Here is a 13177-nt window from a genome sequence, read left to right as displayed (position 1 = left end):
GCAAGCATGGCGACCATAGTTTTTCAGGCGGCGGGTGCGGCTCTCGGTGGCATTTTCGGCCCCGTGGGTGCCATCATCGGCCGGGCAGCGGGCGCACTGGCCGGCAATGCCGTCGACCGCGCTTTGCTGTCCAACGGGCGCACCGTATCGGGCGCGCGGCTTTCGACGGCGCGCATTCCGGGGGCCGACGAGGGCGCTGCGATCAACCGGCTCTATGGCACGGCGAGGATCGGCGGCACGCTGATCTGGGCGACGCGGTTTGAGGAAAGCATCGAGGTGGAACGGCGCGGCGGCAAGGGCAATCGCGGCCCGAAGGTGGAGACCTATCGTTATTTCGCCAATCTCGCCGTCGGCCTCTGCGAAGGTGAGGCGGCCATGGTGCGGCGCGTCTGGGCCGATGGGCGGGAAGTTGATCTGACCGGCATCGAGATGCGGTTTTACCCCGGCAGCGAAACGCAATTGGCGGATCCGCTGATCGAGGCGAAACAGGGCAGCGGCAATGCGCCTGCCTTTCGCGGGCTGGCCTATGTGGTCTTCGAGCGCCTGCCGCTCGACGACTATGGTAATCGTATTCCGCTGATGCAGTTCGAAGTCGTGCGGCCGGTCGGCCGGCTGGAAAAATCGATCCGCGCCATCACCGTCATTCCGGGGGCAACGGAACATGGTTACGCCACGGCCCCCGTTTCGGAACGCACCGGCATGGGACAAAGCCGGGTGATGAACCGCAACGGTCTGACTGCAGCGACCGACTGGCAGGCGGCCATCGACGAATTGCAGGCGCTGTGCCCCAACCTGCAAAGCGTGGCGCTGGTGGTGAGCTGGTTCGGCACGGATATGCGGGCGGGGGAATGCCGCATTCTGCCCGGCGTGGAAGTGGCGGCCCGCGATGGCGAAACGGCGCCATGGTCGGTTGCCGGCCTTTCGCGTGGTGAGGCGCATCCGGTCAGCCATCATGGCGGCGGCCCGGCCTATGGCGGCACGCCTGATGATGAAAGCGTGCTGCAGGCGATAGCCGACCTCAAGTCTCGTGGATTGAAGGTCTGCCTTTATCCCTTCGTGATGATGGATGTTCCCGTCGGCAATGGTCTGCCGAATCCCTATGGCAAGGGTGAACAGGATGCTTATGGCTGGCGCGGGCGCATCACCTGTTTTCCCGCACCCGAAAGGCCCGGCTCGCCCGACCGCAGCGCTGCGGCGCGCCGGGAGGTCGAGCGGTTTTGCCACCGCGATGAGGGTTATCGCCGTATGGTGCTGCATTATGCGGCGCTTGTGGCGAAAGCGGGCGGGGTGGATGCTTTCCTGATCGGCTCGGAGCTGCGCGGGCTGACGCGCCTGCGCGATGAGAACGATGCCTTCCCCTTTGTGGAGGAGCTGGTGCGGCTGGCGGGTGATGTGCGCGCCATCATGGGACCGGCGGTGAAGCTGACCTATGCGGCGGATTGGAGCGAATATTTCGGCCATCAGCCGGCGGATGGTTCGGGCGATGTCTTTTTCCATCTCGATCCGCTCTGGGCGAGCCCCGATATCGACGCCATCGGTATCGACAATTACATGCCGCTGTCCGACTGGCGCGACGAGGATGCCGCAAACGGCAATCCGGATGGCATGACTGGCCCGGATGATGTTGACGCTTTCCAACGCGCGATCACGGCAGGTGAGGGTTTCGACTGGTATTATGCCAGCGATGCCGATCGCGCCGCGCGGCGACGCACGCCCATCACCGACGGGCTGAAGGGCAGGCCGTGGGTCTTCCGTTACAAGGACATCAGGAACTGGTGGGGAAACCGCCATTACGACCGGGTGCGGGGCGTGGAGAAATCGACACCCACCGCATGGGTGCCGGGCTCGAAACCCATCTGGTTTACCGAACTCGGCTGCCCGGCGGTGGACAAGAGCGCCGCGCGCCCGAATGTCTTTCCTGATCCAAAATCGGCGGAAAACGCCTTTCCCCATTTCTCCGGCCGGAACCGGGCAGACAGCCAGCAGCGGCGGTTTCTGGAAGCGCATCTCGACCATTGGGATCAGGGCGATACGGCGATGGTGGATAAAAACCGGGTCTATCTCTGGACCTGGGATGCGCGGCCCTATCCCGCCTTTCCGCAGAATGGCGCGGTGTGGAGCGATGGCGGCAACTGGCGCACCGGCCATTGGCTGAACGGCCGGCTGGGCACGGCGACACTTGCCGATACCATCGCTGCGATCCTGACCGATCACGGCTTTCCCGCTTTCGACGTCTCAGCCGTCAGCGGCGACATGACCGGTTATGTGCGGGGTGATGTGACCTCGGCGCGCGCCCTGCTGGAGCCGCTGATGGCGGCGTTTCAGCTGGATGTGGCAGAAGACGGCGGCACCCTGCGTTTCCGCTCCCGCAACACGGCGGTTTTGCCGGTCCGGGATATTTCCGTGCTTGCCGATCTCGATGGCGAGCCGCTCTGGTCGGAAAATCGCGGCCATGACAGCGATTTTGCGGCTGAAGTCATGCTGACCTCGTTCAACCCGGCGCTCGATTACGAGCAGGCCGGCGCGCGTTCCCGCCGCATCGATGATGCCGGCAGCCGGGTGATGCGGCTCGACCTCAACGCCGCCTTGCCGGCGGAAATGGCGGAAGCCGCCATCGAGGCGGTGCTGCGTGACAACCGTCAGGCGCGGCGCACAGTGCGTTTTGCCCTGCCGCCTGCCGATATCACCTTGGAACCCGGCGATTGTATCCGCCTGTCGGAGAACATCTTTCCGCAGGCTCCGGCAGGCCGCTTTCTGGTCAGCCGCATCGAGGATGGCGCAGTGCGGCAGGTGGAGGCACGCGCCTTTTCCGCTGCCGTTTCGGCTTTTGCCGGCGTGGTGGATGAGCGGCGCGTTGGCAATGCAAGCGGTGCCGAGGGTTTTGCCCCGGAAGTGCTGTTTCTCGACCTGCCGCATCATGATGGCGTCGCGCCGGAGCATTCGGCGAGGATCGCAGCCTTCGCAAGGCCATGGCGGCCGATCCTCGTTTCCGCATCCTCCGGCACGGAAGGTTACCGGCAACGCGCCGTGCTCGATCAACCGGCCATGATCGGCGCGCTGACAATGCCGCTTTTGCCCGGCCCGTCGGGCCGGTTCGACCGGAAGAATGCCGTCCTGATCGACCTGCCTTTCGGCGGGCTCGCCTCGGCAAACGAGCTGTCGGTGCTGAACGGTGAAAACCGCATCGCCATCAAGGCCGCAAACGGCGTCTGGGAGATCGTCGCTTTTGCAAAGGCCGAAGAAATTGCGCCCTCGCGCTGGCGGCTCTCCAACCTCCTGCGCGGACTTGCGGGCACGGAAGATGCGTTGGCTGCGGGTGCGCCGGCGGGCGCACCGGCGGTGATGCTGGATGCGGCGGTGCAGCCACTCGGCCTTGCCGTTGGCGAACGGGGACGGCGACTGAACTGGATCGTCGAGGCGGCGGGAAAGGCGGGCGCTTCGGCCGGGCCTTTCGCCTTCGAGGGTGGATTGCGGGCGCAGATGCCGCTTTCCCCGGTGCATCTTTCCGGCGAACGGAAAAAGGATGGCGTGCTTATCCGATGGAAGCGCCGGAGCCGGATGGAGGCCGATGGCTGGGATGCGAGCGACATCCCGCTGGACGAGCCTTTCGAGCGATACCGTGTCGAGGTGCTGGAGGGAGAGGCCGTCAAACGCGTGTCGGAGGTTTCCGAACCCCTCTGGTTTTATCCTGTCGCAGCCGAACTCACAGATTTCCCGGTACTGCGGGATCACATTTCCGTGCGTGTCCGCCAGCTCGGCCGCGCGGTACCTCTGGGAGTGGTGGCGCAAGCCTTTCTCCCGCTCTGACAACTGCCTGAAAAACAACGCAAAGGATGAGAGAATGGACAGTACCAAAGCATGGTATCAATCACGCACCATCTGGGGCGCGCTGATTGCGGTTTTTGCGCCGCTTTTCAGCATTGCCGGCCTCGACCTGCCGGCTGGGCTGCACGGTGAACTGGCGGAAGGGCTGGTAACGGTGGCGGGCGGAATTGGCGGCCTGATTGCACTTTATGGCCGCCTTTCGGCAACCCGCGCCATCCGCTGACGATAATCGCAGCAGCAGAACCCCCGCCGCGGCTCCTGGCGGCGGGGGCAGCATTCATTTGCCATTCAGACGCTTTGCGCTACATATTCGGTCACAATAAGGTTCGAGACGCACCCGGTTTTTGGAAGTTTGTAGAATGGCATCACCTCTCATCATCGCGACGCTTGCAGCCGGGCTTTCCGGTTTCACGGCGCCCGAGGCTGATCAGCAGGGCCACTACATTCTGGCTGCCAGCGATTGCGGCGCAGCCGTCGCCCGTGTTGTGCGCGAAACCGGTGGCCAGCTTCTTTCGGTCTATCCTTCCGGCGACGGTCAGTCCTGTGTCGTCACCGTTCTCGTCCAGGGCAATGGCGAGCGCCCGCGCAAGGTAACGATGCGCGTGCCGATGTAGCTTGCCCGCATCGCCGAAATATCGGAAAACAATCCGAGACACTTAGCATGACCGGAACGCAGGCGGGCCGGGACACAGGAAAGGGCGGACAATGCGTATTCTCGTTGTTGAGGATGATGCCAATCTCAATCGTCAGCTGACCGACGCGCTGAAAGAGGCCGGTTATGTTGTCGATCAGGCATTTGACGGCGAGGAAGGGCATTATCTCGGCGATACCGAACCCTATGACGCCATCGTCCTCGATATCGGCCTGCCGCAGCTGGATGGCATCACCGTCGTTGAAAAATGGCGTGCGGCCGGCAAGGCCATGCCGGTCCTCATCCTCACCGCCCGTGACCGCTGGAGCGACAAGGTGGCTGGCATCGATGCCGGCGCCGATGATTACGTGACCAAGCCTTTCCATGTGGAAGAAGTGCTTGCCCGCGTGCGCGCGCTCATCCGCCGCGCCGCCGGCCACGCTTCCTCCGAACTGGTCTGCGGTCCGGTCCGGCTCGACACCAAATCCTCCAAGGCGACCGTCAACGGCACGACGCTGAAGCTCACCTCGCACGAGTTCCGCCTCTTGTCCTATCTCATGCATCACATGGGCGAAGTCGTCTCGCGCACGGAACTGGTCGAACATATGTACGATCAGGATTTCGACCGCGATTCCAACACGATCGAGGTGTTTGTCGGACGTTTGCGCAAGAAGCTCGGGGTTGATCTGATCGAGACGATCCGTGGTCTCGGTTACCGGATGCAAGCGCCGGCAGATGCGAAGTAATTCTCTCACCGCCCGCGTTCTGCTGCTCGCGTCCGCCTGGTCGGCGCTGGCGCTGGTGGTGATCGCCGTCGTCATTTCGACGCTTTACCGGCAGGGCGTGGAGCGCAGCTTCACCGATCTTCTCAGGGCGCAGCTTTACAACGTCATCAATTCCGTGACGATTTCCAACGAAAATACGCTGGCCGGCAGCCCGCAGCTCGGCGATCTCCGGTTTTCGCAGCCCGATACCGGTTGGTACTGGGTGGTGGAGCCACTCGGCAATTTCCAGACTGCGCCGCTGGTGTCTTCCTCGCTCGGCGTGTCGACGCTGCCGGTGCCGAGCATTCTCGACGCCCCCTTCGACAACAGATACGAGCGCTTTTATGCCGTCACCGACGAGGCCGGCAACAAGGTGCGTGTGGCGGAAACGGAAGTCGTGCTGGACGGGGAGGGCCGGGCGGCGCGTTTCCGTGTTTCCGGCAATCTGAATGTCGTCGAAGACGATGTCCGTGATTTTTCCAATAGCCTCTATCTGGCGCTGGCCGTCTTTGGTGTCGGCAGTCTGGTCGTCAACGGTCTGGCCATTCTCTACAGTCTGCGGCCGCTTGATCAGGCCCGTGTCGCGCTCGGCAAGATAAGGGGCGGGGAGGCGGAAAGCCTCGAAGGTGAATTCCCGCGTGAAATCCAGCCGCTCGCCAATGAGGTCAATGCGCTGATCGACAGCAACCGCCGGCTGGTGGAGCGCGCCCGCATGCAGGTCGGCAATCTCGCGCATTCGCTGAAAACGCCGATTGCCGTGCTTTTGAACGAGGCCCGCACGCTGGAGCCGCAGCACGGCGATCTGGTGCGCGCGCAGGCTGACGCCATGCAGGCGCAGGTGCAATCCTATCTCTCCCGCGCCCGCATCGCCGCCCAGCGCGGCTCCATCCTTGCCCGCGTGGAAGCGGAACCGGCGCTGGAACGGCTGGTGCGTGTGATGCGCCGCCTGAACCCCGAAAAGCAGTTCGTGCTGAACTTCGAGCAACCGGGCGCGGTACTCGGCATGGAGCAGCAGGATCTGGAAGAGGTCGTCGGCAACCTTCTGGAAAATGCCGCGCGTTTTGCGCAGACCAGAGTGGTCGTCACGCTTGCCACCGGCACGCACCCTTCTTCCGATGCCGAAATAGGCCGCCGGTCCTGGGTGGAACTGACGGTGGAGGATGACGGGCCGGGGCTGGAGCCGGAACAGATCAGTGAAGCGATGAAACGCGGCCGGCGGCTGGACGAGAGCCGTCCGGGCACCGGGCTCGGCCTGTCGATCGTTTCCGAGGTGGTGTCAGAATACCATGGCCGCTTTTCGCTGTCGCGCAGCGCCATCGGCGGGCTGAAAGCCGATCTGATTTTGCCGGGCCTTTCAAAAGAGCTTGCGTGAGGCAAGAAAAAAGGCAAGAAATTCAATGGCACCATATTGGGTGCAATGCGGTAGAAAAGAGGACAGGGTTTGGTTGACGTGTATGATGGCTGTCGCTCCGTGACGATGCGTTCGCTGGTGTCACGCCCGGCACTTCTCTCGATCCTGTGCGTTTCGATGCTGAGCGCCTGCACCACCACGGGCACGCGCCCGGCGGGCGGCGGCCTGTTCGGCCGCTCGGCACAGCCGTCGACGCCTTTCCTTGCCAATCTTGAGGGCGGCATTGTCGGGCGAAGCGGCGTGCAGCTCGACAGGGGCGATCAGACCAAGGCGCTTGAGGCGGAATACAAGGCGCTGGAAACGGCGCCTGTCGGCACGCCCGTTGCCTGGAACGGCGATGACGCCAAGGGCCAGGTGGTCGCCAATGCGCCCTATCAGGTGGGCAATCAGAACTGCCGGCAATATTCGCACAGCCTCACCGTGGATGGACGCGAAACCAAGGTGCGTGGCGCGGCCTGCCGCAATGCCGATGGCAGCTGGTCGCCTTTGACCTGACGGGTTTGACGTAAATCAAGGCCACCGACCTCCGGCAATGACAAGAAGAGGCACGGCGGAACGGCCGAAACAGGGCTTGCGGTGCGGCGTGATGTCTCAAATTCACGTCATCCCCGCGCTTCATGTTTCCATGTGCCGCGCATTCGAGTAATTGAGCCTTATGTTCTGGATTGTCGTTGCGATATTGACGGCGGCTGTCGCCGTCGTCCTGATGTACCCGCTGATGCGGAAGACCGAGGCGCCTGAGACGCGCCGCGACGGTGAGGTTGCCGTTTACCGCGACCAGCTGGCGGAACTGGACCGTGAACGTGCGGCGGGTCTGATCGGCGAAACCGAGGCGGATTACGCCCGCGCCGAAATCGGCCGCCGCCTGCTTGCCGCCGCCGAGGCGGAAGAAGAGCAGGACAAGCAGGACCGGCCACGCCGGCACAATCTTGCCGCGAGCCTCATCACCGTTCTTTTGCCCGCACTCGGGCTCTGTCTTTACGTCTGGAACGGTAGTCCGGAAGTGCCGGACATGCCGCTCGAGGCGCGTCTTGAAAAACCCGGCAATGACATGAACCTGCTGGTCGCCCGCGCCGAAAGGCATCTGGCGCAGAACCCGGATGACGGCGCCGGCTGGGATATTCTGGCCCCGATCTATTTCAAGACGCTGCGGCTTGGTGATGCCGAGCTTGCCTATCGCAATGCGCTTCGTATTCTGGGGCCAAGCGCCGAACGGCTGACGGGCCTTGGCGAAACGTTGGTGGCTGGCAATGACGGCATCGTCATCGAGGCAGCGCGTGATGCCTTTGCTGAGGCCGAGAAGCTGAAACCCGGCAATCCGCGCGCCCGCTTTTACCTGGCGCTGTCGCTGGAACAGGCGGGCAAGGCGGACGAGGCACGTGCAGCCTTTGCGGCGCTGGAGGCCGATGCACCGGCTGGCGCACCCTGGTTGCCGCTGGTTCGCGAACATATTACCCGCACCGGCGGCGAGACGGCCCCAGCCGCGCCCGGCCCGACCGCGCAGGATATGGCGGCTGCGAATGACATGACAGCCACCGACCGGCAGGCGATGATCGAGGGCATGGTGGCAAGCCTCGACGCCAAGCTGAAGGAAAACCCGGCCGATTTTGAAGGATGGATGCGGCTTGTGCGCGCCTATGCCGTGCTGAAGAATGAAGCCAGGGCCGGTGAAGCCCTGAGGGCCGGCCTGCAGGCTTTCCCGCCGGAGGGCGAGCAGGGCCGGCAGCTGCTGGCGCTGGCGAAGGAACTGGGCGTTTCCGCCGGACCGATCCGCACCACCGGGCAACAGGATGCCGCGCCGCAGGGAGTGACGCAATGACCCGCAAACAGAAACGTCTGGCAATCATCGGCGGCGGCATGAGCTTCATCGTCGCAGCCGTGCTGCTTGTCATGTTCGCTTTCGGCCAGTCCATCGCCTATTTTTACATGCCGGCCGATCTGGAAAAGACGCCCGTCAATCCCGGCACCCGCATCCGTCTCGGCGGTCTGGTGGCGGAAGGTTCGATCAAGCGCGGCGAGGGCCGCACGGTGAGCTTCACCGTGACGGATGGCGAGGCGAATGTACCTGTCAGCTATACCGGCATCCTTCCCGATCTTTTCCGCGAAGGGCAGGGCGTGGTGACCGAGGGCGTGTTCGATGTCGCGACCCGTGGCTTCGTGGCCGACAGCGTGCTGGCCAAGCATGACGAGAATTACATGCCGAAGGAAGTGGCCGACCGGCTGAAGGACAAGGGCCTGTGGCAGCATGGCGGTGACGGCGAGAACCCCGCCGCCGCAACGCCATCGGCCGGTGCCGTCTCCACTGACAAGACCGGAGCGACAAAATGATCAACGAGATCGGCCATTATGTTCTGGTTCTGGCGCTTGGCGTGGGGCTCATCGTCTCGACGCTGCCGGTCATCGGCGCGCGCCGCAACGACCGGGCGCTGATGGATGTCGCCTCGCTTGGCTCCGTCATGATGTTCCTGCTGGTGGGTTTTTCCTTCGCGGCGCTGACGCGGGCCTATGCGGTCTCGGATTTCTCCGTGCGCAACGTCTGGGAAAACTCCCATTCGCTGATGCCGATGCTCTACAAGCTGACCGGCGTGTGGGGCAACCATGAAGGCTCCATGCTGCTATGGCTGCTGATACTGGTGTTTTTCAGCGCGCTCGTCGCCGCCTTCGGCCGCAACCTGCCGGAAACGCTCAAAGCCAATGTTCTGGCCGTACAGGCCTGGATTTCCGTCGCCTTCCTGCTGTTCATCCTGCTCACCTCCAATCCGTTTCTGCGTCTGTCACCGGTGCCGGCCGAGGGGCAGGACCTGAACCCCATCCTTCAGGATTTCGGCCTCGCCATTCACCCGCCGCTGCTTTACCTCGGTTATGTCGGCTTTTCCGTCTGCTTTTCCTTCGCCGTTGCGGCGCTTTTGGAAGGCCGCATCGACGCCGCCTGGGCGCGTTGGGTAAGGCCGTGGACGCTCGCCGCCTGGACCTTCCTGACCGCCGGCATCTCCATGGGTTCCTACTGGGCCTATTATGAACTCGGCTGGGGCGGCTGGTGGTTCTGGGACCCGGTGGAAAACGCCTCCTTCATGCCGTGGCTGGCTGGAACAGCCCTTCTGCATTCGGCGCTCGTCATGGAAAAGCGCGAGGCACTGAAAATCTGGACCGTGCTACTGGCGATCATGACCTTTTCGCTGTCGCTGCTCGGCACGTTCCTCGTCCGCTCCGGCGTCTTGACCTCGGTGCATGCCTTCGCCACCGATCCGAGCCGCGGCATCTTCATCCTCGGCATTCTGACCATCTTCATCGGTGGAGCCTTCGCGCTCTTTGCATGGCGCGCGCCATCGCTGAAGGTCGGCGGCCTGTTTGCGCCGATCTCGCGCGAAGGGGCACTCGTCCTCAACAATCTCATTCTCACGGTCTCGACTGCCACGGTGCTGATCGGCACGCTCTATCCACTCATTTTGGAAACCCTGACGGGCGAAAAAATCTCGGTCGGTGCACCCTTCTTCAATCTCACCTTCGGCCTGCTGATGATCCCGATCCTGATCGTCACGCCGTTTGGGCCGATGCTGGCGTGGAAGCGCGGCGATCTTCTCGGCGCCTTCCAGCGGCTTTATGTGGCCGCCGCCATTGCAGCCCTTGCCGGGCTGACGCTCTGGTACGTGGAAAATGGCGGCCCGGTGCTGGCGGCACTCGGCATCGCCGCCGGTTTCTGGCTGATTTTCGGTGCGTTTGCCGATCTCTGGTATCGCGCCAATTTCGGCAAGCTGGCCTTCGGCATCGCATTCCGCCGTCTGAAGGGCCTGCCGCGCTCTGCCTTCGGCACGGCCCTGGCACATATGGGCGTCGGCATCACCGTGCTCGGCATCGTCATCGTCACCACCTATGAGACCGAAACCGTCCTGGAAATGAAACAGGGCATGGTGGCGGAAGCGGGCGGTTACAGCCTCACCTTTGATGGTATCCGCCACGCTGTCGGCCCCAACTTCACCGAGGATCGCGGCCATTTCACCGTGCGCAAGGCGGGGGTTGAGGTGGGCGACGTCTGGTCCTCGAAGCGGCTCTATACCGCGCGGCGCATGCCGACGACGGAAGCCGGTATTCTGACCTTCGGCCTCAGCCAGCTTTATGTCTCGCTGGGTGACCCGATGACCGATGGCGGCATGGTGGTGCGCATCTGGTGGAAACCCTTCATCCTGTGCATCTGGGGCGGCACGCTGTTCATGATGGTGGGCGGCTTCATCTCGCTCTCCGACAGGCGTCTGAGGGTGGGGGCACCAAATCGCAAGGCGAAGCCAGTCCGACCGGCGGCAATGCCGGAGGCGGCGGAATGAGGGAGCTTGTGGTAGCGCTCGGGCTTCTTTTTACCCTCATCTTCGCTGCAGCCTCGCCCGCCTTCGCCTTCAACCCGGACGAGGTACTGAAAGACCCCGTGCTGGAACAGCGCGCCCGCGGCCTGACGTCTCAGCTGCGCTGCATGGTCTGCCAGAACCAGTCCATCGATGACAGCAACGCCGAGCTTGCGCGTGACCTGCGCGTTCTGGTGCGCGAGCGGCTGGTTCAGGGTGACAGCGACAAGGCCGTCATCGATTATGTCGTGTCGCGTTATGGCGAATTCGTGCTGTTGAAACCCCGCCTCAGCCTTCGCACCGTGCTTTTGTGGGGCGCGCCCGTCGGCCTTACCCTTGCGGGCATTTTCGCCGTTTTCGTCTTTTCGCGCCGTCGCGCAACGCAGGAGCGGCCACAAAAACTGAGCGCGGACGAAGAAGAGAGAATCCGTAATCTCATTGAAAAATAACCGGTTTCCATGTCGGCTCCCGGTTCTTTTTCAACATTACGGATTTTTCATTCGTCAGACACTTCGCCGTAAGGTGTTGCCTCCTATATCTTCATCATCCACCGCTTCTCCCCCGGTCAAACGGGCTCCAGTCTGAATGAAGAAAGAAGGTACCAATGTCTCACTCTCAAAACGGACGTTTCTCGCTGAAAACGGCTCTGAAGGCCACGACCGTCGGCGGCCTTGCCGCGCTGATGCTGTCAACCGGCATCGCCGCTCCGATCGCCCATTCGCTTGCAGCACCCGTCGAAGTAACCGCGCCGCAGGTTCCGAGCTTTGCCAATGTGGTTGATGCGGTTTCGCCCGCCGTCGTCTCCGTTCGCGTCCAGTCGAATGTGCAGCCCGCTTCCGATGATTCCAGCAACTTTTCCTTCAATTTCGGCGGCCGTGGTCTCGACCAGCTGCCGGACGATCATCCGCTGAAGCGTTTCTTCAAGGAATTCGGCGGCCCCAATCAGGACCGTTCCGAGCATGGCCCGAACCGCCACCGTGACGGCAAGGGCCCGCTGCGCCCGGTCGCCCAGGGCTCGGGCTTCTTCATCTCCGAAGACGGTTATGTCGTCACCAACAATCACGTTGTCGATGACGGTTCCGCCTATACGATCGTGATGAATGACGGTACCGAACTTGATGCCAAGCTCGTCGGCCGTGATCCGCGCACCGATCTGGCGCTGCTGAAGGTCGATGTGAACCGCAAGTTCACCTATGTGAAATTCGCCGATGACACCAAGATCCGCGTCGGTGACTGGGTCGTCGCCGTCGGCAACCCCTTCGGTCTCGGCGGTACGGTGACCTCGGGCATCATCTCCGCCCGTGGCCGCGATATCGGCTCCGGCCCCTATGACGACTACCTGCAGATCGACGCTGCCGTGAACCGTGGCAACTCCGGTGGCCCCGCCTTCAACCTCAACGGTGAAGTGGTCGGCATCAACACCGCCATCTTCTCGCCTTCCGGCGGCAATGTCGGCATCGCCTTCGCCATCCCCGCATCGGTTGCCAAGGACGTGATTGCCGACCTGCAGAAGGACGGCAAGGTCGAGCGCGGCTGGCTTGGCGTGCAGATCCAGCCCGTCAGCAAGGATATCGCCGAATCGCTCGGTCTTTCCGAGGCGAGCGGCGCACTCGTTGTCTCGCCGCAGTCCGGCTCGCCGGGCGACAAGGCCGGCATCAAGCAGGGTGACATCGTCACCGCCGTCAATGGCGAGCCGGTCAAGGATGCCCGCGACCTGTCGCGCCGCATCGGTGGCATGGCCCCCAACGCCAAGGTTGAAATCTCGCTCTGGCGCGGTGGCAAGTCGCAGTCGGTAACCGTGACGCTCGGCGATCTCGCAAGCGACGACGCTTCCAAGGCGACGCCCAGCCAGAACGACGACAAGGGCGGTCAGTCCTCCAGCGAGAAGGTGCTCTCCAGCCTCGGCCTGACGGTTTCGCCCGCCGATGACGGCAACGGCCTTGCCATCACCGATGTCGATCCCGACAGCGATGCCGCCGCCCGCGGCCTGAAGACCGGTGAGAAGATCACCTCCGTCAACAACCAGCAGGTCGCTTCTGCCGCCGATATCGAGAAGATCCTCGAACAGGCCAAGAAGGACGGACGCTCCAAGGCGCTGTTCCAGATCCAGACGGACGACGGCAGCCGCTTCATCGCTCTGGATATCGACCAGGGTTGATAGGTTGACAGGCGATGCCGGTTCTTTGTGGAGCCGGCATCGCATCTCGCTCTT

11 protein-coding genes are annotated in these 13177 nt (G+C 63.1%); all 11 read left to right on the top strand.

The window, feature by feature from the left end; all coding sequences use genetic code 11:
- Window positions 1-6: 6 nt before the first annotated feature.
- The 11 genes from M0412_RS07910 (at window position 7) to M0412_RS07860 (ending at window position 13123) form a co-directional block, all read left to right on the top strand.
- Window positions 7-3807 (top strand): glycoside hydrolase TIM-barrel-like domain-containing protein, encoded by a 3801-nt coding sequence (locus tag M0412_RS07910; RefSeq protein WP_283159197.1) that lies wholly within the window; start codon window positions 7-9, stop codon window positions 3805-3807.
- A gap of 34 nt (window positions 3808-3841) precedes the next feature.
- Window positions 3842-4048: a hypothetical protein gene (locus tag M0412_RS07905; RefSeq protein WP_046798673.1), complete on the top strand. Its 207-nt coding sequence runs from the start codon at window positions 3842-3844 to the stop codon at window positions 4046-4048.
- A 136-nt stretch (window positions 4049-4184) separates the two neighbouring features.
- Window positions 4185-4439, top strand: coding sequence for a hypothetical protein (locus M0412_RS07900; protein WP_035218215.1), 255 nt, complete (start codon window positions 4185-4187; stop codon window positions 4437-4439).
- Window positions 4440-4530: 91 nt separating this feature from the next.
- Complete coding sequence (locus M0412_RS07895; RefSeq protein ID WP_003509815.1) at window positions 4531-5202, top strand: response regulator transcription factor; 672 nt, start codon at window positions 4531-4533, stop codon at window positions 5200-5202.
- Window positions 5192-6592, top strand: coding sequence for a HAMP domain-containing sensor histidine kinase (locus M0412_RS07890; RefSeq protein WP_046798674.1), 1401 nt, complete (start codon window positions 5192-5194; stop codon window positions 6590-6592). Before M0412_RS07895 ends, M0412_RS07890 begins: the two co-directional genes overlap by 11 nt.
- Window positions 6593-6697: 105 nt before the next feature.
- Window positions 6698-7126 carry a hypothetical protein gene (locus M0412_RS07885; protein WP_142839927.1) on the top strand — a complete coding sequence of 143 codons (429 nt, stop codon included), beginning with the start codon at window positions 6698-6700 and terminating at the stop codon, window positions 7124-7126.
- Between the two features lie 160 nt (window positions 7127-7286).
- On the top strand, window positions 7287-8450 hold the full coding sequence (gene ccmI, locus M0412_RS07880) for a c-type cytochrome biogenesis protein CcmI (protein WP_269698839.1): 1164 nt from the start codon (window positions 7287-7289) through the stop codon (window positions 8448-8450).
- On the top strand, window positions 8447-8959 hold the full coding sequence (gene ccmE, locus M0412_RS07875) for a cytochrome c maturation protein CcmE (RefSeq protein ID WP_142839406.1): 513 nt from the start codon (window positions 8447-8449) through the stop codon (window positions 8957-8959). Before ccmI ends, ccmE begins: the two co-directional genes overlap by 4 nt.
- Window positions 8956-10950 (top strand): heme lyase CcmF/NrfE family subunit, encoded by a 1995-nt coding sequence (locus M0412_RS07870; protein WP_269698429.1) that lies wholly within the window; start codon window positions 8956-8958, stop codon window positions 10948-10950. Before ccmE ends, M0412_RS07870 begins: the two co-directional genes overlap by 4 nt.
- Window positions 10947-11414: a cytochrome c-type biogenesis protein CcmH gene (locus tag M0412_RS07865; protein WP_269698428.1), complete on the top strand. Its 468-nt coding sequence runs from the start codon at window positions 10947-10949 to the stop codon at window positions 11412-11414. The genes M0412_RS07870 and M0412_RS07865 overlap by 4 nt, the downstream gene beginning before the upstream one ends.
- Window positions 11415-11569: 155 nt before the next feature.
- Window positions 11570-13123: a Do family serine endopeptidase gene (locus M0412_RS07860; protein WP_269698427.1), complete on the top strand. Its 1554-nt coding sequence runs from the start codon at window positions 11570-11572 to the stop codon at window positions 13121-13123.
- The last annotated feature ends 54 nt before the right edge of the window (window positions 13124-13177 follow it).

Source organism: Agrobacterium sp. O3.4 (assembly GCF_041414895.1).
Taxonomy (GTDB): Bacteria; Pseudomonadota; Alphaproteobacteria; order Rhizobiales; family Rhizobiaceae; genus Agrobacterium; species Agrobacterium cucumeris.
Note: the sequence above shows the minus strand (reverse complement) of the source record. Positions and strands in the feature narration are given on the sequence as shown.